32 protein-coding genes and 1 pseudogene are annotated in these 26,651 nt (G+C 36.4%); 28 read left to right on the forward strand and 5 right to left on the reverse strand.

The window, feature by feature from the left end:
• Nucleotides 1-50 precede the first annotated feature (50 nt).
• The 13 genes and pseudogenes from lnu(B) to G7057_RS06495 all read left to right on the forward strand — a co-directional run bounded on the left by lnu(B) (nucleotide 51) and on the right by G7057_RS06495 (nucleotide 9,616).
• On the forward strand, nucleotides 51-854 hold the full coding sequence (lnu(B), locus tag G7057_RS06435) for a lincosamide nucleotidyltransferase Lnu(B) (protein WP_002294514.1): 804 nt from the start codon (nucleotides 51-53) through the stop codon (nucleotides 852-854).
• 674 nt (nucleotides 855-1,528) lie between these two features.
• A pseudogene (locus G7057_RS06440) lies at nucleotides 1,529-1,774 on the forward strand (topoisomerase C-terminal repeat-containing protein); the annotation flags it as partial.
• Nucleotides 1,775-1,876: 102 nt separating this feature from the next.
• Complete coding sequence (locus tag G7057_RS06445; RefSeq protein ID WP_193566075.1) at nucleotides 1,877-2,773, forward strand: ParA family protein; 897 nt, start codon at nucleotides 1,877-1,879, stop codon at nucleotides 2,771-2,773.
• Nucleotides 2,774-2,864: 91 nt separating this feature from the next.
• The gene (locus G7057_RS06450; RefSeq protein WP_001835296.1) at nucleotides 2,865-3,080 is read left to right on the forward strand and encodes a peptide-binding protein; all 216 of its coding nucleotides are present in this window, start codon (nucleotides 2,865-2,867) and stop codon (nucleotides 3,078-3,080) included.
• Between the two features lie 17 nt (nucleotides 3,081-3,097).
• The gene (locus G7057_RS06455) at nucleotides 3,098-3,370 is read left to right on the forward strand and encodes an antitoxin (RefSeq protein ID WP_002326825.1); all 273 of its coding nucleotides are present in this window, start codon (nucleotides 3,098-3,100) and stop codon (nucleotides 3,368-3,370) included.
• 1 nt (nucleotide 3,371) lies between these two features.
• Nucleotides 3,372-4,235 (forward strand): zeta toxin family protein, encoded by an 864-nt coding sequence (locus tag G7057_RS06460; RefSeq protein WP_166162141.1) that lies wholly within the window; start codon nucleotides 3,372-3,374, stop codon nucleotides 4,233-4,235.
• Nucleotides 4,236-4,344: 109 nt separating this feature from the next.
• Nucleotides 4,345-4,644 carry a hypothetical protein gene (locus G7057_RS06465; RefSeq protein WP_227004551.1) on the forward strand — a complete coding sequence of 100 codons (300 nt, stop codon included), beginning with the start codon at nucleotides 4,345-4,347 and terminating at the stop codon, nucleotides 4,642-4,644.
• Between the two features lie 650 nt (nucleotides 4,645-5,294).
• Nucleotides 5,295-5,501, forward strand: coding sequence for a helix-turn-helix transcriptional regulator (locus tag G7057_RS06470; protein WP_166162143.1), 207 nt, complete (start codon nucleotides 5,295-5,297; stop codon nucleotides 5,499-5,501).
• A 1-nt stretch (nucleotide 5,502) separates the two neighbouring features.
• The gene (locus tag G7057_RS06475; protein WP_166162144.1) at nucleotides 5,503-5,943 is read left to right on the forward strand and encodes a DUF2207 domain-containing protein; all 441 of its coding nucleotides are present in this window, start codon (nucleotides 5,503-5,505) and stop codon (nucleotides 5,941-5,943) included.
• Nucleotides 5,944-6,197: 254 nt separating this feature from the next.
• Entirely contained in the window at nucleotides 6,198-6,530 is a 333-nt protein-coding gene (locus G7057_RS06480; protein WP_227004696.1) for a TetR/AcrR family transcriptional regulator, read from the forward strand.
• A 5-nt stretch (nucleotides 6,531-6,535) separates the two neighbouring features.
• Entirely contained in the window at nucleotides 6,536-6,907 is a 372-nt protein-coding gene (locus G7057_RS06485) for a hypothetical protein (protein ID WP_166162146.1), read from the forward strand.
• Nucleotides 6,908-7,074: 167 nt separating this feature from the next.
• Nucleotides 7,075-7,845, forward strand: coding sequence for a CPBP family intramembrane glutamic endopeptidase (locus G7057_RS06490; RefSeq protein WP_166162147.1), 771 nt, complete (start codon nucleotides 7,075-7,077; stop codon nucleotides 7,843-7,845).
• A 262-nt stretch (nucleotides 7,846-8,107) separates the two neighbouring features.
• Nucleotides 8,108-9,616, forward strand: coding sequence for an IS3 family transposase (locus G7057_RS06495; protein ID WP_166162085.1), 1,509 nt, complete (start codon nucleotides 8,108-8,110; stop codon nucleotides 9,614-9,616).
• Nucleotides 9,617-9,731: 115 nt separating this feature from the next.
• Here the strand turns inward: G7057_RS06495 and istB are convergent, their stop codons facing one another.
• From istB to G7057_RS06510, 4 genes are all read right to left on the reverse strand, one after another.
• Nucleotides 9,732-10,499: an IS21-like element helper ATPase IstB gene (gene istB / locus G7057_RS06500; protein ID WP_068561764.1), complete on the reverse strand. Its 768-nt coding sequence runs from the start codon at nucleotides 10,497-10,499 to the stop codon at nucleotides 9,732-9,734.
• Nucleotides 10,496-12,046 carry an IS21 family transposase gene (gene istA, locus G7057_RS06505; RefSeq protein ID WP_227004697.1) on the reverse strand — a complete coding sequence of 517 codons (1,551 nt, stop codon included), beginning with the start codon at nucleotides 12,044-12,046 and terminating at the stop codon, nucleotides 10,496-10,498. The genes istB and istA overlap by 4 nt, the downstream gene beginning before the upstream one ends.
• A complete protein-coding gene (locus G7057_RS11830) occupies nucleotides 11,952-12,146 on the reverse strand; it encodes a hypothetical protein (RefSeq protein ID WP_227004714.1) in 195 nt (64 codons plus the stop codon). The genes istA and G7057_RS11830 overlap by 95 nt, the downstream gene beginning before the upstream one ends.
• A 199-nt stretch (nucleotides 12,147-12,345) precedes the next feature.
• Nucleotides 12,346-13,020: a GNAT family N-acetyltransferase gene (locus tag G7057_RS06510; RefSeq protein ID WP_076768365.1), complete on the reverse strand. Its 675-nt coding sequence runs from the start codon at nucleotides 13,018-13,020 to the stop codon at nucleotides 12,346-12,348.
• Between the two features lie 153 nt (nucleotides 13,021-13,173).
• On the opposite strand from G7057_RS06510, the gene G7057_RS06515 reads away from it, so the two are divergent.
• The 5 genes from G7057_RS06515 (at nucleotide 13,174) to G7057_RS06535 (ending at nucleotide 15,792) form a co-directional block, all read left to right on the forward strand.
• Nucleotides 13,174-13,452, forward strand: a complete 279-nt coding sequence (locus tag G7057_RS06515; protein ID WP_166162129.1) for a hypothetical protein — start codon at nucleotides 13,174-13,176, stop codon at nucleotides 13,450-13,452.
• Nucleotides 13,453-13,791: 339 nt separating this feature from the next.
• Nucleotides 13,792-14,019: a helix-turn-helix transcriptional regulator gene (locus tag G7057_RS06520; protein WP_373821140.1), complete on the forward strand. Its 228-nt coding sequence runs from the start codon at nucleotides 13,792-13,794 to the stop codon at nucleotides 14,017-14,019.
• The gene (locus G7057_RS06525) at nucleotides 14,000-14,467 is read left to right on the forward strand and encodes a hypothetical protein (protein ID WP_166162149.1); all 468 of its coding nucleotides are present in this window, start codon (nucleotides 14,000-14,002) and stop codon (nucleotides 14,465-14,467) included. The genes G7057_RS06520 and G7057_RS06525 overlap by 20 nt, the downstream gene beginning before the upstream one ends.
• Before the next feature lie 718 nt (nucleotides 14,468-15,185).
• Nucleotides 15,186-15,515: an AbrB/MazE/SpoVT family DNA-binding domain-containing protein gene (locus G7057_RS06530; RefSeq protein WP_166063455.1), complete on the forward strand. Its 330-nt coding sequence runs from the start codon at nucleotides 15,186-15,188 to the stop codon at nucleotides 15,513-15,515.
• Nucleotides 15,505-15,792 (forward strand): type II toxin-antitoxin system RelE/ParE family toxin, encoded by a 288-nt coding sequence (locus G7057_RS06535; RefSeq protein ID WP_166063456.1) that lies wholly within the window; start codon nucleotides 15,505-15,507, stop codon nucleotides 15,790-15,792. The genes G7057_RS06530 and G7057_RS06535 overlap by 11 nt, the downstream gene beginning before the upstream one ends.
• 279 nt (nucleotides 15,793-16,071) lie before the next feature.
• On the opposite strand, the gene G7057_RS06540 is transcribed toward G7057_RS06535, so the two are convergent.
• Nucleotides 16,072-16,635, reverse strand: a complete 564-nt coding sequence (locus G7057_RS06540) for a recombinase family protein (RefSeq protein WP_166063457.1) — start codon at nucleotides 16,633-16,635, stop codon at nucleotides 16,072-16,074.
• A 404-nt stretch (nucleotides 16,636-17,039) separates the two neighbouring features.
• On the opposite strand from G7057_RS06540, the gene G7057_RS06545 reads away from it, so the two are divergent.
• From G7057_RS06545 to G7057_RS06590, 10 genes are all read left to right on the forward strand, one after another.
• Nucleotides 17,040-17,639 (forward strand): GNAT family N-acetyltransferase, encoded by a 600-nt coding sequence (locus tag G7057_RS06545; protein ID WP_166162151.1) that lies wholly within the window; start codon nucleotides 17,040-17,042, stop codon nucleotides 17,637-17,639.
• 120 nt (nucleotides 17,640-17,759) lie between these two features.
• Nucleotides 17,760-18,197 (forward strand): recombinase family protein, encoded by a 438-nt coding sequence (locus G7057_RS06550; protein WP_227004698.1) that lies wholly within the window; start codon nucleotides 17,760-17,762, stop codon nucleotides 18,195-18,197.
• A 560-nt stretch (nucleotides 18,198-18,757) separates the two neighbouring features.
• The gene (locus tag G7057_RS06555; protein ID WP_166162153.1) at nucleotides 18,758-19,576 is read left to right on the forward strand and encodes an undecaprenyl-diphosphate phosphatase; all 819 of its coding nucleotides are present in this window, start codon (nucleotides 18,758-18,760) and stop codon (nucleotides 19,574-19,576) included.
• Nucleotides 19,577-19,629: 53 nt separating this feature from the next.
• A complete protein-coding gene (locus G7057_RS06560; RefSeq protein ID WP_166162155.1) occupies nucleotides 19,630-19,953 on the forward strand; it encodes a glycosyltransferase in 324 nt (107 codons plus the stop codon).
• 129 nt (nucleotides 19,954-20,082) lie between these two features.
• On the forward strand, nucleotides 20,083-20,670 hold the full coding sequence (locus tag G7057_RS06565) for a CDP-archaeol synthase (RefSeq protein ID WP_166162157.1): 588 nt from the start codon (nucleotides 20,083-20,085) through the stop codon (nucleotides 20,668-20,670).
• A 16-nt stretch (nucleotides 20,671-20,686) separates the two neighbouring features.
• Nucleotides 20,687-21,322 (forward strand): CDP-alcohol phosphatidyltransferase family protein, encoded by a 636-nt coding sequence (locus tag G7057_RS06570; protein WP_166162159.1) that lies wholly within the window; start codon nucleotides 20,687-20,689, stop codon nucleotides 21,320-21,322.
• A gap of 4 nt (nucleotides 21,323-21,326) precedes the next feature.
• Nucleotides 21,327-22,196, forward strand: a complete 870-nt coding sequence (locus tag G7057_RS06575) for a phosphatidylserine decarboxylase (RefSeq protein ID WP_166162161.1) — start codon at nucleotides 21,327-21,329, stop codon at nucleotides 22,194-22,196.
• A complete protein-coding gene (locus G7057_RS06580; RefSeq protein WP_166162163.1) occupies nucleotides 22,189-23,073 on the forward strand; it encodes a UbiA family prenyltransferase in 885 nt (294 codons plus the stop codon). The genes G7057_RS06575 and G7057_RS06580 overlap by 8 nt, the downstream gene beginning before the upstream one ends.
• Before the next feature lie 18 nt (nucleotides 23,074-23,091).
• Entirely contained in the window at nucleotides 23,092-25,554 is a 2,463-nt protein-coding gene (locus G7057_RS06585) for a PEP/pyruvate-binding domain-containing protein (RefSeq protein ID WP_166162165.1), read from the forward strand.
• Nucleotides 25,544-26,623 (forward strand): hypothetical protein, encoded by a 1,080-nt coding sequence (locus G7057_RS06590; RefSeq protein WP_166162167.1) that lies wholly within the window; start codon nucleotides 25,544-25,546, stop codon nucleotides 26,621-26,623. The genes G7057_RS06585 and G7057_RS06590 overlap by 11 nt, the downstream gene beginning before the upstream one ends.
• Nucleotides 26,624-26,651: the final 28 nt, after the last annotated feature.

Consider the following 26,651-nt stretch of genomic DNA (forward strand, 5'->3'; position numbering starts at 1 on the left):
TTTTGAGTTGCCACAATAACTAAAAGATATTTACATGAAAGGGTGAAGAAATGTTAAAACAAAAAGAATTAATTGCAAACGTTAAGAATCTTACTGAGTCAGATGAACGAATTACAGCTTGTATGATGTATGGATCGTTTACCAAAGGAGAAGGTGACCAATACTCTGATATAGAGTTCTATATATTTTTGAAAGATAGTATAACCTCGAACTTTGATTCATCCAACTGGTTGTTTGACGTAGCTCCGTACTTGATGCTTTATAAAAATGAGTACGGAACAGAGGTAGTTATTTTTGATAATCTTATACGTGGGGAATTTCATTTCCTTTCTGAAAAAGATATGAACATAATCCCCTCGTTTAAAGATTCAGGTTATATTCCTGATACGAAGGCTATGCTTATTTACGATGAAACAGGGCAATTAGAAAATTATTTATCAGAGATAAGTGGTGCAAGACCAAATAGACTTACTGAAGAAAATGCTAATTTTTTGTTGTGTAATTTCTCTAATCTATGGTTGATGGGAATCAACGTTCTAAAAAGAGGAGAATATGCTCGTTCATTAGAACTCTTATCACAACTTCAAAAAAATACACTACAACTTATACGTATGGCAGAAAAAAATGCTGATAATTGGCTAAACATGAGTAAAAACCTTGAAAAAGAAATTAGCCTTGAAAATTATAAAAAATTTGCAAAGACCACTGCTCGATTAGATAAGGTAGAATTATTTGAAGCCTATAAAAATTCTTTGCTATTAGTTATGGATTTGCAAAGTCACCTTATTGAACAATACAACTTAAAAGTTACACATGACATTTTAGAAAGATTGTTGAATTACATTAGTGAATAGGAGAGTAACGTTATTCACAGTATTGGGTACTGAAAATTAACAGCATACCTCAGTTTTTCAAAAAACAGCGAAGCCTATGGATATGTTCCCGTCTACCGATAGTGCAAAAAGTGTCGTGGATATGTTTCCGAGAACGGACATACACAAATGACATTCATTCTGTCCTCTCAATCCATGTGGAAGCAGTATGTCTGTTAACAAGAAAATAATTATTGTTCGTCCTGACGAGTTGTTAGACTCGAAAAGGATAAACATCATTTTTAGAACCGGTAGCCGATTTTTGGCTAGCGGTTTTTTGGGCTCTTTGGCAAATAGTGGTGATTGAATCTCGCGCTATCCTATGGAAAACCGCCTTGTGTGAGGGGCTGCGAGACCGCTTCGATCCTAGAATTGCTGAAGCACGAATCTAGCGTCACTCACATTTCATCTTTTGACGTAGCTGAGACAAGGTGTTTTTCTTCGATCCGCTAGTGGTTAATCTCTTTTTGGTGCAAATATGGTTTAGAATTTCTTTGCATGGCTTAAGGGAGTGGAGAATCGGATATTAGTAGGATTTACATCCACAGATAAAAATAGGCTTGATTTTAACAGCGAAACTAAAATACCCTACTTAAATGAAGTGATAGATTAGATGTTGGGTTGTTAGGAGATGCTTAAAAATCCTATGCAATCAACCTAAGTGTGGTAACAATATTGTATTAAAAAAATCGTTTTATGGTTGTTCAAATTATCCTGAATGTAAGTTTACTTTAGCTGAACATTTTAGAAAGAAAAAACTAACCAAAACGAATGTAAAAGAATTACTGGAGGGAAAAGAAACCCTGGTAAAAGGAATCAAAAACAAAGAGAAAAAGCCCTACAATGCCGTTGTAAAAATCGGAGAAAAGGGATATATTGATTTTATCTCTTTCTCAAAATAAACATAAAAGCCCTTTAAACAGGGCTTTTATATATTAATCACAAATCACTTATCACAAATCACAAGTGATTAATCACAAATCACTTGTGATTTGTGATTCTTAATGATACAATATTACTATACAAAAAAAGAATGGGGCGTAGTTATGGAGAAGGAAAAACTAAAAATACTTGAAGAATTAAGACGTATTTTAAACAATAAAAATGAAGCAATTATTATCTTGAATAATTACTTTAAAGGTGGTGTTGGAAAGTCCAAATTATCGACTATGTTTGCTTACTTGACAGACAAATTGAATTTAAAAGTTTTAATGATCGATAAGGACTTACAGGCAACATTGACAAAAGACTTAGCAAAAACTTTTGAGGTAGAATTGCCACGTGTCAATTTTTATGAAGGCTTGAAAAATGGAAACTTGGCTTCTTCTATTGTTCATTTGACTGATAATTTAGACTTGATCCCTGGCACGTTTGATTTGATGTTACTGCCAAAATTAACTCGCTCATGGACTTTTGAAAATGAAAGTAGATTGCTTGCTACTCTTTTAGCACCTTTAAAAAGTGACTATGATCTCATTATTATTGATACTGTACCAACGCCAAGCGTTTATACAAATAATGCAATCGTGGCGAGTGATTACGTTATGATCCCTTTACAAGCAGAAGAAGAAAGTACAAACAACATTCAAAACTATATTTCCTATTTGATTGATTTACAAGAACAATTTAACCCTGGACTAGATATGATCGGTTTTGTTCCTTATTTAGTTGATAAGGACAGCGCAACGATAAAATCAAACCTGGAAGAACTGTACAAGCAACATAAAGAAGATAACTTGGTTTTCCAAAATATTATCAAGCGAAGTAATAAAGTAAGTACCTGGTCTAAAAATGGAATTACAGAACACAAAGGCTATGACAAAAAAGTTTTATCCATGTATGAGAACGTATTTTTTGAAATGCTTGAGCGAATTATTCAATTAGAAAACGAAAAAGAATAGAATCACAAATCACAAGTGATTAATCACAAATCACTTGTGATTTGTGATTGTTGATGATAAAATAAGAATAAGAAGAAATAGAAAGAAGTGAGTGATTGTGGGAAATTTAGGCGCACAAAAAGCAAAACGAAATGATACACCAATCAGTGCAAAAAAAGATATAATGGGAGATAAGACGGTTCGTGTTCGTGCTGACTTACACCATATTATAAAAATTGAAACAGCAAAAAATGGCGGAAACGTAAAAGAAGTTATGGATCAAGCCTTAGAAGAATATATACGGAAATATTTACCTGATAAACTTTAAAAAGGAGTGAAAATGAAATGGCAGTTACGTATGAAAAAACATTTGAAATAGAGATCATTAACGAATTATCGGCAAGCGTTTATAATCGAGTATTAAACTATGTTTTGAACCATGAACTAGATACTAAAAATACTCGTTTACTAGAAGTGAATCTTTTAAATCAATTAGAAGTGGCACAAGAAGTTGATTTATTTCAACAACCATTTGAAGAATTACAAGCTATTCATGAGTATTGGCGGTCAATGAATCAATATTCAAAACAAATTTTGACAAAAGAGAAAGTGGCTTAACATGGCGAATATTACTGACTTCACCGAAAAGCAATTTGAAGATCGTTTAGAAAAGAATGTTGAACGACTAACTAAAAATAGACTAGCGGTTGAATCGCCAACCGCTTTTTTACTTGGTGGGCAACCAGGATCAGGTAAAACTAGTTTGCGATCGGCAATTTCCGAAGAGACACAAGGAAATGTTGTTATCATTGATAATGATACGTTCAAACAACAGCACCCTAATTTTGATGAACTAGTGAAACTTTATGAAAAAGACGTAGTAAAATACGTTACCCCTTATTCTAATCGCATGACAGAAGCGATCATAAGCCGTTTGAGAGATAAAGGGTATAATTTAGTGATTGAAGGTACAGGACGAACAACAGACGTTCCTATTCAAACCGCAACAATGCTTCAAGCCAAAGATTATGAAACAAAAATGTATGTCATGGCAGTACCTAAAATCAACTCATATTTAGGAACAATTGAACGGTATGAAACTATGTATGCAGATGAACCTATGACAGCCAGGGCAACACCAAAGCAAGCACATGATATTGTTGTTAAAAATCTACCTAACAATTTAGAATTGCTTAAAAAAACGGGCTTATTTAGCGATATAAGGCTATATAACAGAGAAGGAGTGAAACTCTATTCAAGTTTGGAAACACCTTCTATTAGTCCAAAAGAAACCTTAGAAAAAGAATTAAATCGTAAAGTATCAAGTAAAGAAATTCAACCGACTTTAGAACGAATAGAGCAAAAAATGGTTCTAAATAAACACCAAGAAGCCCCTGAATTTAAAGCAATTCAACAAAAATTGGAAAGCTTGCGGCCACCTACACCACCAATACCCAAAACACCTAAGCTTCCAGGACTTTAAACCTTAAAATATGATAATATATCTTTAATAATGAGACGTGATAATACGACAATAGCAGATTTTATGGAAAATAAAGCAAACTTGGTAATAGTTACGAAAGGACAACTTTATGAAATATTATTACGAACATATACTTCCAAATGGAGTACATGTCATTATTAGAAGTGCGAATCCGAATGATGCAATTGAGTTGCATCACTTATTCAATAAAACTCACAGTGAAACAGATTTTTTAACAACCTATCCTGATGAATCTCATTTTGATTTAGAGAAAGAAATGGATAGTTACCAGAAATTAAACGATAGCGAAAATTCTTGTGAAATTTTAGCAGTAATTGATAATAAAATTATTGGAAGTGCTAGCCTAAACTCTGTTAGTCTAAAAGATAAGGAAAAACATAGAGCCTGAATAATTCATAATTTTTCAAAAAAGCTTCAAAAACCTTGTTATAACAGTCTATTTTGTTTCGTTCATCCGCACCCTTTGGGTGTACAAAAAGAACCCCTTTCTATGGTTGTTGGTAGTACATTAACCATAACAGATAGGGGTTCTTTTTTCACACCTTTTGGGTGCGAAAGTGAAATAAAGAATACGTTGATAGAACAACATTTCAAGGTATTTTCTGAAAACCTATGAATAATTCAGGATGAGAGATATAATTTAACTGGGAACGAAGAAGATGAAAAGATTATCATAAATGTTCATGATGTCAAAACAGATACACTAAAAAGAAAGATTGAGTTAGATAAACTAAGATTAATGCAACTGATCAAAAGATATGAAAAAACAGATCCAGATAAAATAACTTGGTATGATAGAACATTATTGGAATGGGGAGACCCTAAGAAGAAAAATAGATAAAAACATGAAATAGTTTTTATTATTGGAGTTTGTCTTAATAAGAATTGAGTAAAACTCAAATAGAATATAGAATTAAATAAAGTTATTTTAAAAGAGTGCGATAAAACGCACTCTTTTTTTGTATAGTCTGCTATACAAAAAATGCAAAGCGTGCTATACTAATATTCATACAAATTATATTCAAAAGGAGGCTAGTTTTGCAATCTAAAGTAAGAGTTTTACGAAAACAACATAAGTTATCACAAGAAGAACTGGCATTGGCTGTTGGTGTGACTCGTCAAACCATTACTTCAATCGAAAATGAAAAATATACTGCTTCGTTAGTTTTAGCCTATAAGATCGCACGATATTTTGAGATGTCGATTGAAGAAGTCTTTGATTTTACAAAAATAGAGGAGATTTAAGATGGAAAAATTTAAAGCGGAAATACAAAGTAGAAATAAGAGAGTAGTACTAGCTGCGTCAATTATATTTTTTGTCTATATTTATTTATCAAGGAAAACAGGAGTCCCAGATGCTATGAACGATCTTGTCGCAGGGTATAACTTAGGATTATTGATAGCTTTACAAGTAGGTGCAATTTATTTTATAACTAAATATAATAAAGCTTTAAAAAGTAATGATCAGTTAAAAAAACTGTATATAGAACTGCATGATGAACGAAAAAAACTTATACAGTACAAATCCTCAGTAATAGGAATGTCTATATTTATTTTTATTTTATTATTAGCTACAATTATTTCAGGATTTTATAATCTTATTGTTTTTTATACTTTATTAGGAGTTTGTTTAATGATTTTAATAACCTTAGTTTTTGTGAAGTTATATTTTCTCAAAAAAATATGAGTTTGTCTTAAATACAAGTATGACCAATCCAAGAGAATATTAAAGGACTAGTAAAAAAGGATAGTTATACTTCACACTCCGTACTTTTAAGATAAAAAAGATCCCTTTGGTTAAAGGATTCAGAATACACTATTTTATCTAATTTAATGTATCTATCTATAAAACAATTTCATAGTTGACCGAACAGTTAAATATGTTAAAATAAGCTTATGGGACGAAGAAAAAAATATGAGACTTACCAAGTCTTGCTTAAAATGGGCGAAATTTTTATAGAACATGGATATGAAGCTACATCTCTTGATGATTTAGAAAGGGAAACTGGACTTTTAAGGGGAAGCCTTTATAGAGAATTTGGAAGTAAAAGAACAATGTTCGAACTCTCTTTAAAAGAATATCTAGAGCGTGAACCTAATAGTAATACGACATTAGATCTATTACTAATAGGTTTTCAAGAATTGTCAGCAAGAGACCGTAGTTTGAGAATTTTTTTGAAAGAATGGTATTACTCTCAACGTAGTACTTCTGTATCGGAATTGTTAGGAAATAGATTAATTGAACGTTCAAAAATTTTAAATGAAAGTGAGTGAATAAAATGGAGAATAAAATATCAATTAAAAATAACAATTTAATTATACTACCACAAGGTTTAGATAAAGTTTGGTCATTAAAGAATAAACTAGAGATTCCTATGACTAATGTAATGGGAGCGACTATTGATAAAAATATATTAGATGTTAAAAAAGGATTTAGAGGACCTGGTCTAGAAATTCCAAACAAGTGGAGTGGAACGTGGACATTAAATGGAGAAAAAATTTTTTGGAATGTTACGCGAAAGGAAACTCCTGTAGTTATTCAATTGAAAAACGAAAAGTTTTCTCGTCTTATTTTAGGCTTAGATGATGCAATTGAATGGGTAGATGAAATTAATAATTCAATAAACACAAAGCATTACGAACTTGGTTAAATAATCTATTAGCCAGTATGTGATATTTATATAACCCTTGCAGAAAAGCGAACTTTATAATTAAGAAATCCGAATTTGAATTATATATTAGTTTAATAGAATACGTATTCTAAATCTAAATTTGTCTTAAATATCATTAAAGCAAACGTATAAGTTTAAGTAAGGAGATGTTAAAAATAAAAAAAATGCTAAAGAGTAAAGATTTTAAAACTAGTCTTACATTTTCTATTATAGGTCTAATCGCCAGTGTTTTTTTAGGAGTCTACCAGACTTCTACATTTACTGAGTCCATGGAACAACAAATTATTTCTCAACTTGGTTCGACACATGCACTTATTCTTGTAGCAGCAATGCAAGGATTCTTACTGACCTTTATAGCATCTTTTTTTGGTTTGAAAATAGCCAAAAAAGTCAGCTTATATTTAAATTTTAAATATGATAAAAAATCCATGATATTAGCAATCCTCATTGGATTCGCAACAGGATTAATAATCACATTCTCGGATCAATTTATTTTTGCCAAATATCTTTCATCTGAAATGACAAGCTATATTTTTTCCTTAGTATACTTTATTTCCAGTATTCTTTATGGTGGAATAGTCGAAGAAATACTACTCCGATTATTCATGATGTCGCTTTTGGTTTGGATACTTTGGAAATTATTTGCAAAATCTAAGGATTATTTGAATATACCTCATTGGATTTATATATTCTCTATCGTTCTTTCTTCAATCTTATTTGCAGCTGGTCATCTTCCTGCAACAGCTCAATTGTTTGGTATTTCTATACCTATATTAATCAGAATGTTTGTTTTAAATGGAATAGGTGGGCTAGGATTTGGTTATTTGTACTGGAAACATGGATTAGCCTATTCTATGGTTGCTCATGTAACAACACACATTTTTATGCAAATTTTATTTATACCAATTTTATCCTAAGTAAAACTTATAAATGTTAGTTGCAAGTTTGCCTGAAGCATAAGTATGACAAACTCAAAAAAATACATATAAAAGGGATAGGTTGCATTTTATGCTCTGTCCTTTTTTTATCAAAAAGGTGTATCGTATTGATAATTTCCTCTAAATGCCTTTGCTTTTAGAGGAAAAAAGAACCCTAATAACATAGGTGTCAGCGTCAAGTAGAATTGAACAGTTGGGCATGCGGACAAAATCTTAGACCAAATCGATTAGGAGGAAGTCTATGTATGCTTACGCTGAAAAATTAAAAGCCGTCAAACTTTACTTGAAGTACGAATCTTATGCGGCTGTCATCAATGAACTGGGGTATCCTTCGCGTATGGCTCTTCGGGATTGGATAGAGGCTTACCGTACGGATGGAGATGTTCAAAAAGAGATGACGCGAACGCCAAAATACACCGAAGAACAAAAACAAGCAGCAGTCACCCACTATCTTGAGCATGGTAAGTGTTATTCACGTACCTGCAGAAAACTTGGCTATCCAAGCCGGGGCTTATTAACAGAATGGATCATGGAGCGCGCACCTCAACCTCGCCAATTGATTAAAAAAGGGGTAAACTTAACACAACAAGAAAAAGAAGCCGCAGTTCTTGCACTGGTAACTCGGACCACATCCGCACAATCGATTGCGGATCAACTAGGTATTAGCCGAAATTCCCTCTACAATTATAAAGAACGGTGGCTCGGCAAGGACGTGCTTGGTATGGTCAATGACTCAAAGGAAACAGATGTTAATCAATTAAAAAGTCAAGTCAAGCAACTTCAAGAAGAGGTTCACCGCCTTCAGATTCAAAAAGACGTTCTTGAAAAAGCGGGTGAACTACTAAAAAAAGATCAGGGCATCCATCTAGAAGAACTCACCAATCAAGAGAAAACACTCCTGATTGATGCCCTTCGCCCTTTTTATCCGTTAAAGGAATTATTAGCCTGTGTCAGTATCCCTAAAAGCAGTTATAGTTATCACCACACTCAACTCGCTTTACCTGATAAATATTGCAAGGCTCGTACCATGATAATTGAAATTTTTCACAAGAATAAGCGGCGGTATGGCTATCGCCGAATTCATACTGCTCTGAAACATAAAGGGATGACTCTTTCAGAAAAAATTGTTCAACGTATCATGCGCGAAGAAAATCTCTTCGCTAAATCCGTTAAAATTAAGAAGTATAGTTCATACAAAGGAGAAATATCGCCTGCAGTTCCTAACATCCTAGAACGCGATTTTACAGCCAGTAAACCCAATACAAAATGGGTAACTGATCTAACAGAATTCCGTCTCCCTGCTGGAAAAGTTTACCTGTCTCCTATGATAGACTGTTTCGATGGTGCAATAGTGAGTTGGACGATTGGTGCTTCTCCTAATGCTGAATTGACTAATTCGATGCTAGATCAAGCGGTTTTAACGCTAAAAGAAGGTGAAAACCCGATAGTTCATTCGGACCGAGGGGCTCATTACCGCTGGCCAAGTTGGATTGAGCGAATGGAATCGCATCACTTAACTCGTTCTATGTCTAAAAAAGGTTGCACGCCTGATAATGCTGCGTGTGAAGGTTTTTTTGGGCGGTTAAAAAACGAATTCTTTTACGATGAGAATTGGTTAGATGTGTCAATTGAGCACTTTATACAACTTTTAAACAACTATCTTCATTGGTACAATCACGAAAGAATCAAGCTATCTTTAGGTGGGATGAGTATTATGGATTTTCGAAAAACACTTCCTTTAATAGCTTAAGGAATAATACCAATTCTTGTCCACTAGAAGTAAACAAACCTATTCAATAGGTTGCAACAAAAACAATCAACCGTATTTAGGTCCAAAATAATATCCGCACCCCCGTTAACGCCAATTAATTTTGAACACTTTCGCTCACAAACATGCTCTGGCGATGTTTCATACGGTAGCTAGCTTCATTCATGTGAACGACCTCCGCTCGATGCAGAATACGGTCTAAGATAGCCATTGCGACTCCCTCATCGCCCAATAATTCTCCCCATTGGTCGGGGCTCTTATTGGAGGTCAAGATGATTGAACTCCGTTCATATAGATGATTGATCAAATGAAAAAACAGGGTAGCTTCCCTTTGATCCATTGCCATATACATCAAATCATCAATAATCACTAAATCAGATGCTCGGATCCGATTGAGCTGGACCTGCGATTTCCGCGTGAATTCTTCAGTTTTCAGAAGGGAGAGTAGTTCTCCCATTGTCACGAATGTTACCTGAAACCCCTTCTGGATGGCCTCCATGCCTAAGGCAATGGACAAGTGCGTTTTCCCCACACCGCTCGGACCCAAAAAGATGAGATTATACTGCTGCTCAAGCCAAGTAAGCTCTTGGAGCTGGGTAAGCTGCCGTTTGCTCAGAGAAGTCTGATCTGATAGGTCGAATTCCGTCAGTGTTTTGTGGTACGGGAACTTAGCCCATCTCAATCGTTTCTGAACACTTTTTTCCTCGCGCTTCCTTAATTCGAAGCACACAATCTCCTGCACCAGTTCCCGGTAGGTCCAGGAGGCTTGTTCGGCTTTACGTAACAGCTCGGGCAACTCGCTCGCAGTTTCCACCAACCGCAACTGTCTGAACTGGCTTTGCAGCGCGTCCATGCTATCATTCATGAGGCGGCACCTCCCAGAATTTCCGTATAGGTACTCATCGGATGCGTCTCCACGTTGATATCAGCGCAATCCGATCGGACTGCTTGTACGGGTGGAACAGGCGGCGTCTCTTTCCGAGGGGCAGCCAAGTATTTAGCCACATCCGTAAAGTCATTCGCACTCATCAGATGTTCAGACATACACTTCTGTAGGGCCTCATCAATGACAGTGGGGTATTCGAGGGCCGCTTTCTGTAGAACGGCCAGTTGGTCTCTTTTATAGCGCGGATACTTCTCCATCAAGATATCAATGTATCGTGAGGCAAGCTCCAAATCTTTGAACTGCTGCGCAACGGTTTCCTTATAGCTTTGAATGCCCTTCGAACGATCGCGCCCATGGTTTTTATTTTTGATCAGTTTGCCTGTTGAAGTTTCCAGAGGATGGTTCGCCAGAATTTCCCCATCGGGCTGTTTTCTGATAATAAGCCGTTGTTGATCGTTCGTATCTTCCTTGATTTCAATAGCCACTGTATTCAGACCTTTCGGTCTGTAAGTGCCTAGTGGCACGGAATAACGGTTTGATTTATAAAAAACTGTATTGTCCTTGTTTACCGTTCTTGTTATACTTGAACCGGTGATACTCTCGGTTGAGAGTAGTTTAGAGACTGGTTTTAGGTGTTGCTTTTCGAGGAGAAACACTTCTACCGGTCTCTTTTTTGTTGTTCCATGAACCCTTCGGTTGCCCGTTCTTTCCAACCAGGCTAAACAGCGCTCATTCCAGTTCTCGATTGTCGTATAAATCCGGCTATCGGCGAAATTTCGTTTCACATACTTTACCGTACTCTCCACTTTTCCTTTGGATTCGGGGTCGGCTTTGCGGCATAAATGGACTCTGAACTTCCGTTGCTGTTTGTACGCTTGAAATTCAGCGGTCAGAATCATGTCTCCAGCGTGCTCACTCACAGTGATGAGGTGGTCCTGATCATAAACGATTTCTTCCGGCATGCCACCAAAGAATTCAAAGGCATTCTCGTGGCTTCGAATGGCATCACGAGTCGTAAAGGGGCGGTTTTGCCATTCCACATAGCGGTAGCGTGAATGGGAAAGTAAGAAACAAATGCAGTATAATTTGATTTCTCTTTGATCCTGTGTCTTTTGACGCGTTTCGCCCCAATCGACTTGCACCTGTTTTCCCATCGGTTGCTCTTCGACCGCTTCATATTGCCTTACAACTTTAGTTTTAGCTATCTGATATTCTTCGCGTATTTGATTCACATATAACCGCATCGTACTTTCACCAACGGTGAAGTCGGGGAATTTCTCAAGCAGCCAATCCTGTATTTGAGACGCATTCAGATGCGGATATTCTTGAAGCCAAGCAACAATCCAATCCTTGTATGGGTCCAATTTCTTCTTCCTCGAACCTAATGAATTGACCCATTCGAAAGCTTCTTCCGGTGTCTTCTCCATGTAGTTATAAACCGTTGTGCGGGATACCTTCAACTGCTTTGCGATTTGTTGGATGGAAAAGCCCCGCTCCTTCATCTGTTGAATTTCCAAATATAACATTAACTTCTTCTTCACCTTTCGTCCTCCAATAACCTAAGATACCTTTAAAAGTATACAGGATTGGAGATATTTTTTGCCGAAAGTGTTCAATCTTGTTCATCGAAAACTGTTCAATTTAGTTTAGCACTGACAATAGGATTCCCGATACATAGTTTTATAGAATTTCATTTATTATATGATTTTTATCTGTTTGAAGTTTTAACTATAAAAATAAGTCTGCTTTTCATACCTAAAATTAAATAAGGTTCTGCTAATATAACTTTCACTGGGTCCGATATACCACTCTGTAAAATACAAGATCACAGATACAACGCATAAGAATGTTCTACCATACAGTCTTCAATATCAAACAAGTCTAGATTCTGTGGATTGTAAACCCAGTAGTATCCTGAATCATAAACATAGGGCAGCTCATTACCTTTAGTGTCTAGAACCTCTATTTTTTCAGCTTCATTGTTTACTAAAAAAGAACCAATGTATTCATCTGTATTTTTTAAAGTCCCTTTAACTCGATGGTTTTTTGTTAATAAGGATGCACCTATTTTCTGATAGAGGTTATTAGCCGGTTTATCATCTCGAGTAAATATAGCTACATACTCGATTCTTTTTTCCCTTAATATTGTCAAAGCTTCCTTTATTAGAGCTTGAGCAATTCCTAATTTTTGATAATCCGGATGAACAGCAATTATATCCATATAAGATCCTTTATTTAAATGTTTTACATATGGGTAACTTTTATTTTGCTCATCGTCAAAAATACCAATATCAAGAATTCCAATAACAACATCATCTTGATTTAATGCAACTAATTCTATAGCTTCTAAATAACCCTCCTCAGAAGAATAGGTGTCTTTTTTAGCTTCAATTTGGTCATTAAAACGACTATATAAGTATGATAAAGCTTTACATCTAATCCAACTATCTTCAAAATCCTTATGATAGTGCGTAATATAGTAATTAATTTGTTTATTCATTCTATATAACTCCTTTGCTAATTATTATATCAGAATAGGATGTATTAATTTAGATACATGAAACTATCTAGTTTAATGTATTGATACGTCATAATAACTAGAATAAGATACTTATTATACTGAATGCAAATCAAAAAAATTGGAGGAATTATTATGTTTCTAATATTAGGAATTATTGCTATAGTAGCAACTGTTTTAAATCTTTATTTATATAAAGTAGGCAAAGATTATAAATTAGCAATGGCAATGGGATTATCATTCACAGCACTGACGCTTGTTGCAGGTTACAGCATGATATCCGGTTGGGTAAAGGTAAAAGATTGGGCTGCTTTATTAGATGCAGTACCTACTATGACAACAGTCCTATGGGGTTTAACGATTGTATCGATTTTATTAAATATAATTCCGATCCTTTTAGAGCAAAAAAAATAATTAAAACTAATCAACTATCTGATAAGAGTCTACTAAAATCAACACTTACTAGGTATTGATCTGATTGATTTTTCGCTGTCTATTATAAGTGTCGATTAAAATATTCAGGTTTCCTTACTTAAAAAAACGTGTATATATTCCCTTGAGATAATAAGGTTTTATATACACGACTTTAAGCAATTTCATGTATTTATAAAGCAGAAACTAGGGAAGAAGGATAATTGAAAACACAATATACGACAAGAGAATACCAGTCTTTCAAAGTGAAGTTGACTTCACTTTGAAAGACTGGTATAATTTATTTATTAAATGAAGTAAATAGATAGAGGGTGATCATTATTGGCAACTATAATAAATAAAGTGAAAGAAAAAAGGACTGAAAAAAAACTCACACAAGAAGAACTTGCAAATAAAGTTGGGGTTACTAGAAGAACCATCATTTCTTTGGAAAAAGGGAGTTATATTCCATCGCTATTGCTAGCTATCGATATCGCTCAGGTGCTAAACATTAGAATTGAAGATCTATTTTTTAAGGAGGAATGTAAAAATGAAAAAGATTATAGTTGAAACTGTTGGAAACTCAATTATGGTTAGTTTATTTGCCGCATCATTGGTTGAGTTTTTCTCAATGAATGCTCAATATACCGATAATGGGTTTGAATCTACAACGGGTAATATATCGATTGTATTTGTTGTTTATCTTGTTTTATTTGGATTGATTCGATGGGGGATCAGTAAAAGGAATAAAGATTATTCTTTAAAAGATGGTGAATTTAGTGCCTCTGATGAGAGAGAAAAAAATAATGCTTATTTTGCTTCTGTTGTTTCTTATAAAGCTATAATTACGAGTTTAATTATTTCTTTGTTTATATTTGTCTTTATAGAGATTACGACTAATCCACCTTTTAATAATACATTTGATTTATTTATTTCAGGAATAATACTATTTACAATTGTGATATGTGTAGGTTTTATTTCTTATGGAACAGCTTGGATATTTAAAGATACAAGATAGATAAGGTATTTTTGTTGAGTTTGTCAAAATCTCAATTAAGACAAACTCAGAAAAAGTGCTAGAAGGACTGACAAGATTAAGATAGAGTAGATTTTATGCTCTATCTTTTTTCTTTTTAAGATGAAAAATAACCTTGATTACACAAGGTTTGGAACACAAGATTTTATATAATTTCATGTATGACATTTACTAAATAACGAAATTTAATCAAACATGGTCTCTTGAATAAAGTGAAAAAATGAGCGATAATATCAATATCTATAAAGTTACATAAAAATAATAATTATAAGGAGTTTAAAAAATGAATAATATAGTTATTTTTTCACTTATTGCAACGCTATGTGTACTAATAATATCCCTTGCTCTAAGAATTAACCGGTTAAAATCAGATGTTGATCTTATAAAAATGAAATTGAATACTATGAGTGAGCATGTTGATCATTTGAACAAATAAGAATCCTTATTTTATAAAGGTTTTAGATACACGTTTTTAAGCAACTTCATGTATTGAAGTAAACTTACTTGCAAGTGCGTTTTTGGCTTCAAGTTAAAAACATATTATTATTCTACATAATTTCCTTCCTAATCAAATAAAACTCCTTTGGAAATTGTTCTAAAGGAGTTTTATTATTTTGTATTTCTACTAAAAATAGAGTACAATGTAATTACTAAGTAATTACATCGTGCTTACGAAGTGTTAAATGATGGAGGAAATAATATGATTACAAAAACAAGAAAACAAGGAAATTCTATTATGTTAACTGTCCCTAAAGAATTCGATGTTCCCAATGGTGTTGAAGTAGAAGCTAAGCTTGTAGAGAATGGTATACTTTATGAGTTTGTAGAGCCTAAAAAAGAGTTTTTTGATTTTAGTGAAGATGTTTTGGCTGATATTCTTTCAGAAGGTTATAATAAGCATGAGATATTAAAAGAATTTAGAAATAGAAAAAATGAGTTAACTTCTGCATTTAGATCTATTGCTGAAGAGACTGTTGCAAATTCTAAACCGATGACAAAAGAGGAGTTGGCAGCAGAAATTGGCTTATGAGATTCTACCTTCTAAACACGTAATAAAGTATCTAAAAAAATTAAAAGAGAAAACATTAAAAGAACAATTTTTAACGATAATTTATGATGAGATAGCAGTTCGTCCTTATTCGGGAGAAAAAAAAACGGGTGATTTATCAGGAATTTGGGCTATGGGATTCAAGTATGCAGGTACGACATATCGCGTTGCATATGAAATTAAAGATAATGCAGTGATACCTATCTTACTATGTGGAACGCATGAAAATTTTTATGAACAATTAAAAAAAATTAGGTAAGAACCCAACGTTATCAACTTGAGAGGATAGACTACACTTTAAAAGATAATTTTTAATAGCTGAGAGTTGTAATACCCTATATTTTTAAACCACTAACCTATATATTTATGAAAAATAGAAAAAATTAAAATGCATTTTAAGCCTCTTTCAAATCAAACGCTTCATCCTTATGCACAAAGAGGGCTTAAAATGCGTTATTTTATATTGTTTTTTAGTAATAATAAAAAAATCACTCTCATTCTCCCATAAATATTATAGATTCCTAAAGATTAAAATAGATTATTCCCTATTGTCTTTTAAGTAGCGGTAGAGTGTTGCCTTGCTAATACCAGTCATTTCCGTAATTTCTTTTACGCTATAAACCTGACTTTTATACAATTTTACTGCTCGATCAACATCTTTCTGGTTCACACGTGGACGGCCACCTTTACGACCTCTCGCACGTGCACTTTTCAAACCTTCTTTGGTACGTTCAACAATTAAATCACGTTCGAACTGACTAAATGCTTGGAAGACAGTCATCATTAAGCGTCCGTGAGGCGTGCTGGTATCGAAGTTTTCTTTCAAGCTCACCAGCTTAACATGGTGTTCTTCAAAATAGGTAACAAGATCAATCAAATCCTTTGTACTACGACCCAATCGAGAGAAACTTTCCACAATTACCGTATCTCCCGGACGAATTTTATCTTTTAAACGATTTAGTTGGGGACGATCCGCTTTGGTTCCCGTCATTTTCTCAGTTAGGATTTCATTACAATTTTGTTCATTGAGTAAGTCTAATTGACGATGTAGTTCTTGTGAACGCGTACTCACCCGGGCATAACCATAAATGTATCCACTCATGCTTTTCTTCCTTTCGTACTTTAATTCTGGTTTCATTGTATCATAAAAGGGTGTTATAGATACGTAGTTAATGTAACAAGTTATGATACAGAATATCGCCTCTTTTATTTAATAAAAGAGGCGATATGATTTTGTCTCATAATCGATTGTTTTTGATACAGAGGGATCCTCAGTCCTTTTGGAAATAAGGAATGGTAAAGAGTTTCCCTTTATATTATACTGAACAGATAAACAGAGAACAGGATATTCCATTTAATATCTGTAGCGGCCTTAAATGGAGTGACCATTCTACTTAGTATCGTGAAGGAGTGATTGCCATGTGGACGAAAAAGAGAATTACTTATAACACAGTGGTAGGAGGTAACACTGAAAACTAACCTCCGTTACTACAAAGGAGGATTTTTATGAAGATTCGAGAATACGAAGACCAAGACAAAACATCATGGATTCGCTGCCGAGTAGTATCCTTTTTGGACAGCTCCTATTTTGATGATGTTCAAAACTTTCGGGAAGAATACGAGAACCCTGTTATTCAAATGGTAGCAATAGAGAATGGGCAAGTCGTCGGCTTCCTGGATTGTGAGTATGAGGAGAAACCGGGAGATGCCTGCTACTTTGAGGGTTCAAAAGGCGGAGTGATTTGGCATTTAGGAGTCTTACCTGAATATAGGGGGCAGGGTTTAGCAACCGCGCTCTGGCGGGCAGCCCAAGAAAAGCTGAGAGAGAATGGGGTCGAACGGGTAGAGGTTTGGACCCAGGATGACATGGCTGCAACGCAGTGGTACCTTAAGCAAGGGTTCCTGTTCAGGGAAGCCTATCTGAATGCTTATTTGAAAGGGAATGCAAATAATTCGATATTACAGAGTTTTATCAGTTTTGAAAATATAGGAGAAGTATACGGGATCCGAAACTTCAACTTCGAAGCGCCAATCGAGCGAAAAGAAGAATTGGAAAAAATCTGCTACCGTCTTCATGAAGTGCGTGTCTATGAAATGAATATCTGAAGCAAGAAGGCCCTGAGTAAAATACTCAAGGTCTTCTTTAGTATAGTAGCTACAATTTCCGGAATCCGGTGAATAGTGCAGATAGATAACTCCTAAAAGAAATGCATAATAAATCCAAAAATAACGGGGACAAAAAGTGATCGACCGGAATTCCAAAAACTATTGCAGACGATTCAAACGGGTGATACATTGGTGGTCACAAAGTTAAACCGATTCGCACGCAGTACTCAAGACGAATTGAATACGATCAAGTACCTTTTTGAAAAGGGTGTTCGGATCAATGTCTTGAATCTAGGTGTGATTGAGAATACTTCAACGGGAAGATTAGTCTTTACCATATTCAGTGCCTTTGCGGATTGTGAACGGGACCTGATTGTGGAACGAACACAAGAAGGAAAGGAAATTGCCAAACAAAAGCCAGGTTTCAAGGAAGGGCGCCCTAAAAAGTTCTCCCCAAAGCAGATCGAATTGGTTATGAAGTTCCTAGAGACCCACTCCTATATGGAAGTCGAGAAGATGACAGGGATCAGTAAAAGTACGCTTACTCGATATAAGTGAAAGAGAGGAGATATGTCTTATGAGTGAAAATATATCAAATCAAGATAGCATAGAGCAAAGAAGTTTGGATTATCTGATCAGCAATTTGTTCAACTGAAAAGCTGGCTAGAGAGTGCCCATTTGAACACACACAGTACTAAATTTCCAGACATTGTATTTAATAACGGATTCATTGAGCATTTTGCTATTACCTCTTCATCTGAGGATAGAAAGGGAGCTCAGCAAACACGAGAATCAATAATTTTTAAAAAGAATAGTGAGATTAACTTTTTAAATAATTTAGACACTTAGCGCTCTACCTTATTCTCATCACACCTTCTCGCATTGGTATCGTAGATTGATCTGATGTAGGCGCTTGGATAGGGTATTATGGGGCCGTTTTAGGAGGAGTTATTACTTTACTTGTTATGGCTGAAATTGTCGAGTGACCATTTTTTCAGTGCTAGTCGACATTTTCCTAGCAAGTCTTAAAAAATTGCATAAATTTAATTCTTAGTGTTTCATAAAAGGAGCGGGTTTAGTAGAATAGACCTATTGAGTTTAAGGAGGAAATAATAAACATGATAGAAATATTGAAGGCAATCATTCTCGGTATTGTTGAAGGTATTACAGAGTGGTTACCGATTTCGAGTACAGGACATATGATTTTAGTTGAAGAATTTATTCAATTAGATATGACAGCCGCATTTAAAGAAATGTTTTTCGTGGTCATTCAATTGGGTGCTATTTTAGCAGTGGTGGTGCTTTACTTTAATAAATTAAATCCCTTCTCTTTTAAAAAGACTAAAGAAGAGAAAAAAGACACCATGGCAATTTGGTATAAGGTCATTGTTGGGGTCATTCCAGCTGCCGTTTTAGGTTTGCTGCTAGATGATTGGTTGAATGAGCACTTTTACAATTACTGGGTTGTTGCGATTATGCTGATCGTTTACGGTGTTTTATTTATTCTTGTTGAAAATCGTAACGAAGGTAAAAGCGGTAGTATCCACAGCTTCAGTGATTTATCTTATAAAACAGCACTAATGATTGGTTTTTTCCAATGCTTGTCTCTTATTCCAGGAACATCACGTTCTGGCGCAACGATTTTAGGGGCTATTATTTTAGGAACATCTCGTTTTATTGCAGCAGAATATTCCTTCTTCCTGTCGATTCCCGTTATGTTTGGCGCAAGCGCACTAAAACTAGTTAAGTTCGGTTTTGATTTTACTAGCCAAGAACTGACGATTTTATTAGTGGGCATGCTAGTTGCCTTTGTCGTTTCGATCGTTGCCATTAAATTCCTAATGCGTTACATCCAAAATAACGACTTTAAAGCCTTTGGTTGGTACCGAATTATTTTAGGAGCTTTAGTGATTGGTTACTTCGTTTTATTTGCCTAATCTTTTGAAGAAAATGCTATACTGAGAGTATTAAAAAGGGAAAAGGTGAGGCAATGTTCAGCCAAAGTGTTGTTGTGATACCAGCGTGCCAACTACTTGTACATGAGGTGAACCGTGGCAAAGGTCGCGCATTAAAAACCGCTTTTTCTTATATAAAAGAACAGCAGTTAGCAGTAAAAACCATTGTGACTGCCGACGCAGACGGGCAGCATGCTGCTGAAGATGTGATGGCACTTATCACTGTTGCCAAAGACTACCCTAACACGATTTTGCTAGGGGTACGTGACTTTGACCAAGACAATGTTCCCTCAAAAAACGATTTAAATAAATTGAAGAACCAGAACGCGGAAGCGTTCTGGTTCTTTTTGTTCCCATAGTGAATAGAACCGCCAAACTGAGTTTCTATTCACTCAAAATCCATCACCACCCATATGAAGAGGTTTTTCAGTGGCCTTATGCTATAATGCAGAAAAATAGAGGGCTAGTTTAAAGGAGTTTTTAGTGAGTTGAACATTATTTTAACGATGTATATTACCTTGATGCCTGTCATTTTGGCAGGTGTTGCTAATATGAAGCTGCTGAAATCCAACTGGTTATTAGGTTGGACAGCAAGGATTGATGGCGGAAAAACTTGGCGAGACGGCAGGCCTATTTTTGGTGAGAATAAAACATGGCGCGGGGCACTAGGAATGGTTGTGTGCAGTATCATTGCTATGATTATTTGGGGCTTTTTATGCCGTAGCTTTCCTTATCTGCAAAACCATAATCAGTTTTACCTAAACAATGACAACACCATCGTCTTTAATGGTTTCGTCGGTTTTTGGCTAGGAGTCGCTTATATTGTCTTTGAATTACCAAACAGTTTTTGGAAAAGACGGCAGGATATCCCAGCAGGTCAAGCATCAGAAGTGGCCCATCCATTAAAATATATGTGGCTGGATCAAATGGACTCCTTGTTTGGTTGCGCACTCGTCTTAGCCTACTTTCAACCGATTTCCATTTGGTTGTATCTGGCTTATGTCATTTTGGGGGCGGCGACCCACCTCATTATTAATACCGTATTAGTCAAGATGGGTTGGAAAAAATCAATTTAATAGAAAGGATGATTTTATGCGTAAATTAATGATTATTCCAGCATTTCACCGTGCCAACCTCCTTAGTTTAGTTGGTTTATGTTTTGCTATTTTAAGTATGTATACAACGATAACCGATCCCTTAACACGAGCAGTTATGTTTATGGTAGGGGCCGTTTTATGTGATTTATTTGATGGGAAATTTGCGTCACGTTTTGAGCGCAACACTGCTGAAAAGCAAATGGGAGAACTCGTCGATTCATTAGTCGACATGATTTCCTTTGTGGCATTACCGATTGTCTTTTTAATTATCGTAACTAACTTTTCACCATTATCAGTTGGGATTAGTTGCTTCTACGCGATTATGGCAGTGAGCCGTCTTAGCTATTTCCATGTCACCAAGGAAGACCAGCTAGAAGCAGACGGTCAGTACCGCTTTTTCATTGGCGTTCCCGTTACTTATATACTACTGGTTGTGCCGATTTTATATACACTATTTGAACTATTCGGGGCAGTCCAAACGACTGTTTTCCAAGCCATTTTACAAACCACTTATATTATCATGGGTGGCCTCTTTGTTTGGAAACGCCCCATCCCCAAACCAGCAGGCATGATGTATGCCGTCTTTGTCTTACTAGCGGTCATCATCCTAGCCGTTCTCATCAGTAGGTGATCAGATGGCAGACTACTACAATCGCCAAAAGGACACTATTGAAAAAGAAAAAGAAGTTGGCGGCAAAGCCATCGAATGGCTCTACCAAACTAGTTTCGGTCGACTGCTCTTAAAATTATTGGTCGGCCCAAGCTTTTCAAATTGGAAGGCCAAGCAAAATAGCAAACCGTCTTCAGCTAAGAAGATTGCGGATTTTGTTGAAAACTATGACATCGACTTATCAGAAGCAGAAAAGGATAGCTTTCATTCCTTCAATGATTTCTTTACACGTAAATTAAAACCAACTGCTCGGCCGATTGATTCTAATCCACAATCAGTGGTAGCCGTTTGCGATGGTAAGTTGCAAGTTTTCCCTTTGAATCATCAAACGCAGTTTACTATTAAGAATAGCCAATATAGTTTACTGGATATCATTCAAGACGAGACGCTAGCGGAAACCTTTAAGGGCGGTTATTGTTTCGTTTACCGATTAAGTATGGATGATTATCACCGTTATATTTATCCTGACGGGGGTCGTTGCTTAACAGAAGGCCGTATAAAAGGGAAGTTGCACACCGTCCGACCGATTGCCCATGAATTTGTATCTGTTTTTAGTGAAAATACTCGCCACTGGCAGTTGCTGGCGACCCAGCACTTTGGTCAGCTGCTGTATATGGAAGTGGGGGCAATGTTAGTAGGGAAAATTCAGAACCATGGGCATAGCCGTTTTGAAAGAGGGCAAGAAAAAGGTTACTTTGAATACGGCGCCTCAACGATTATTGTCTGCTATCAAAAAGATAAGCTAAAGGTAGCTGGTGATATTTTACGACAAAGTCGTGCAGGCGTAGAAGTAAAAGTTAAATTAGGAGAAAAGGTTGGCGAAGCATATGTTTAAAAGACTTAATGGGTATATCAATGAAATGTACCCGATTATACCGAGATTGCTTATTAGTTTATTAATGGTAGCTGTTCAGTATTTTGCGGTGATAACCTTCGCTCAAAATCAGCCAGCTTATCAGTTTAATTGGGCAGATGTGGGTGTTGTTTACACCGTCTTTGCTTTTTTATTTTTATTACGGATTGCAGATGAATTTAAAGATTTTGAAAATGATAAGATTAATTATCCAGAGCGTGCTTTACCATCTGGGCGTGTCTTTAAAAAAGATTTGTGGGCGTTAGGAATTATTTTGTTTATAACGATGGTAGCAGTGAATCTCTTGTTGCCGCAATCTGTTTTACCTTTTGCCTTAGTTGTTTTTTACGGCTTTTTGATGACAGTTTGGTTTTTCCAACGGGATAAAATTGAACCAAGTTTGGTATTAGCGCTTATTAGCCATAATCCAGTTCAGCTGATTTTAAGTTTTTACGTGATTCATTACGTTTGCTTTCGCTACCAGTTGCCTATTTGGACTTGGCAAAACATATGTGTGGCTTTAGCGCTCTATATTCCTGCCTTACTTTGGGAAATTTCTCGAAAAATTAAAGCACCGGAAGATGAAAATCAGTATGTGACTTATTCGCAAGTTTGGGGCTTTGAAGGCTCGTTGCGGGTTGTTTTGGCAGTTGCCGCTGTCGGTGTTTTCTTTGCCATGGTCTTAGTTTACCAACAAATGGGGTCCTTCTTACTAATTCTAGCTTACGGGGTATTGGTTTATTTCATTTATCGCTACTACCAAGCGCCTCAAGGCAAGCATTTGAAGGCATTAGTGCCAGCCTATTTAATTGCTCATTTGTTGATTTTCTTAGTCTTAATTTGTTTACGATACTTTTAGATGTTAGGAGATAGTCGCATGTGGTTGAAGGATAGTCAGCTAACCCTCCAAAATGCAGGGGGTAAAGCAACAGCATTGGCTGAAATGAAAAAAATAGGGCTCAATGTTCCCGATTTTATTGTCCTATCCGTTGCGGGTGGCGAAACAATCAGCGAACGATTAGAGCCTGCCTTAACAGAAAAAGAAAATGACCAACTATATCGTTTATTAGATGACTGCTGTTCGGATTATGACGTGTTTTCAGTGCGCTCTTCTGCTGTTAAAGAAGATAGTCATGACCTGTCTTTTGCCGGTTTATTCGATACGTATTTGAATGTGAGCCGCGATCAATTGGCTGAAAATATTGCTAAGTGTTTAGCATCAGCTCGTTCAAAACATGTGGAAGATTATGCTGATCATAACCAGTTAGACCAATCAGATTTGAAAATGGCAGTTATTATTCAAGGTATGGTTGCATCTGAAAAAGCGGGTGTTTTATTTACTGCTAACCCAAATGGTTTATTAAATGAACAAGTTTTAGTAGTTGGTAATGGTTTGGGAGATGGTATCGTCGATGGCATTGTGCCAGTTACGACTTACTATATTAAGGCAGATGAAGGTCTATCTTATTATGAACAAGACGAGGACTCACCGTTACTTGAGGCTGCGGAATTAGCAAGTTTGCTTCAACAGGCAAAGCAGTTGCAAACAACGAGTAAGAGCTATTTGGATTGTGAGTTTGCCATTTCAGGTGGTCAGGTTTATTATCTTCAATCGCGTCCGATTACGACACTAAAACCAAAAGACCAAGCGGGAACGCCGCTTATTTTAAATAACAGTAATTTGGTTGAAAGTTATCCGGGTATTAGTTCGCCATTAACAGAAAGTTTTATTCAGTATGCCTACCAGCAAGTTTTTAGAGGTGTCGCTTGGCGCTTTTCTAAATCAGACAGTCTACTAGAGGATTATGATGATGCTTTTTCAACCTTAGTGGTTAGCACTAATGGTCGCATGTACTACAACATGAATCATCTCTATAGCTTGCTTCAATTTCTACCCTTTCCGCAACAGGTCTTACCTATTTGGCAGGAAATGATGGGTTTTTCGCAAAAAGAAGTGATTTTAGCTCCCAATCTCAAGAAAAAAACGAGCCTCTTTGATAGTTTACGCATTTCTGCCCGCATACTGAAAGAGTTTTTCACGACACCAGGTCAGATGGCAGCCTTAAATCAATCCTTTGATCAAGTGGAAGATTATTTCAATGCCCACTACTCAGATCAAATGGGGATGGATGAGGTGAAGTCTCTTTATAACGGCTTAGCCGAGCGTATCTTAATGAAGTGGGATATTACCCTCGTCAATGATTTATATGCCTTTGTTTATACCGGTCTCTTGAAAAAGAGCTTATCTAAATGGGGCGGTGCGGAATCGGAAGAACAGTGGAATCAGTGGTTTTCTGGCATACCGGCCATTAGTAGTATGGAACCTGTTAGGGCCATGGAAGACTTGGCTAACTATGTTCTGCGTCACCAAATTTTGGATGACTTACTAGCACTTACTTCGGTAGATGAGCTAGAAGCTTATTTAGAAAAAGACCAAACAGGATTTGCACAACACTTTACCTACTATATTAATCGCTATGGCGACCGCTCGCTAGAAGAATTGAAACTAGAAACGGAAACGTTTCGCGCTAATCCGATGAAGGCAATCCAGCAACTGATTTCCTTTTGCCAGCACCCAACTAATCATGGGCAAACGAAACAAGCTGATCAATCCTTAACTTTTTCTGCTTCTTTTTGGAAAAAAGGATTGGTTCGTTATTTGAGTAAACATGCTCGCCTAGGAATTGAAAATCGTGAAATATCACGTCTAAACCGCAGCCGTATTTACGGTATGGTGCGGACGATGATGTTACGAATGGGGAAACTTGCAGAGGAAGCAGGTTGGTTAGACCATTCTCGAGATATTTTTTGGCTAACGATGGACGAAGTCATGACCTTGTCAGCAGAAACATCTGCCAAAGTAGTCGTTGAAGAACGACGTAACCGATATAACGGCTACGACCAATTGCCACCATACGGTTATTTGGTGTTTCAAGATCAAGTTGTTAATAAAGCTGTTCAAACGGTCCAATCATTGATAGATGATGAGCAGACTAATCATTTCCAAGGCATCGCAACGTCTAGTGGGAAAGTCAGTGGAGACGTGTTAGTGATTGCCAACCCCAATGAGGTAACGGAAAGTGTGATTGGGAAAATTCTAGTAACGACTATGACGGATCCGGGCTGGGTCTTTTTACTGACACAGGCTAAAGGGATTATCGCTGAAAAAGGGTCGCTCCTCTCCCATACAGCCATTATTTCAAGAGAGTTAAATATACCAGCTGTTGTTGGTATTAAACAAATTACCCAACGATTAAAGACCGGAGATCAGGTGGAATTAGATGCTAATACGGGGCGAGTAACGATTTTGAAGCGAAAGGGTGAGCAGAATGAAAGCTAACTGTCCCATTCTAACGGATAAAACGCTAGAGGCATTCGTTTCTTTTTCAACTCATTTATATGAACCCGCCTATCAGACTGAAAATCAAACAGAGTTAAGGGCGTTACTGACGACGAGCCATCCTTTAAGTCACTACTTTCAAATGATTCCCATTTGGGTTGTCGAGGATGACCACATTCTAGCCCGTGCTGTCTTGTCCATTTATCCGGACGATGATGCAGCTTACTTGGGTTATTTTGAAAGTGAAAACAATCCAGAAGCTGCTCGTTTACTCTTTGAAGAGGCAGTCCGTCAGAGTCGCTTGCATCAGAAGAAGCAGTTAGAAGGGCCGATGAATGCTAGTTTTTGGTTGGGCTATCGTTTGAAAACCAATCATTTCAACGACCAACCTTACTTTTCAGAAAGTTACCAACCGGACTATTACCAACAGCTTTGGGAAGCGAATAGCTTTAAACGGACTGACCGCTATTTTTCCAACCACTATGCGCCAGTCGATGAGCAGATGTCGCGGCATAAGTATGCGAAACGTTATCGCCAATTTCAAGAAAAAGGCTACATGATTAAGAGTCCAAGTCGAGCAACGTTGGATCAAGACTTTGCGGCTGTTGCCGAATTAATCCAAGACCGCTTCAAAAGCTTTCCCGTATTCAAACAAGTTAGCCCTGATGAGTTCATTTCCTTATTTTCAAACTTAAAACTGATTTTAAGGAAAAGGTACGTCAAATTGGCTTATACCTCTGCCGGCGAAATGGTGGGGTTTATCATTTCAGTTCCTGATTATGGCAATCTGTTTAACCGCCAGCAACTGACGGTGAAAACATTGCTATCCTTAGTTGCAATCAAATGTTTTAGTCGTCGTTACATTGTGATGAATATGGCTGTTAAAGAAGGGCATGAAGGATTAGGATCAGCGATGGTTTACGCCTTGATGACTGAATACAATAAACGCCGTATTCAAGCGACCTCGTCCTATATTCATGAGGGAAAAGTGTCGGGAAGCTATGTCTTTGGTAGTGTTGAAAGGCAAAGCGAGTATGCCTACTACGTGAGGGAAGTAGATGACGTCTGATGAAAATCAAAATAGGAGTTGGGACGTT

It is taken from the genome of Jeotgalibaca arthritidis (genome assembly GCF_011100465.1).
Lineage (GTDB): Bacteria > Bacillota > Bacilli > Lactobacillales > Aerococcaceae > Jeotgalibaca > Jeotgalibaca arthritidis.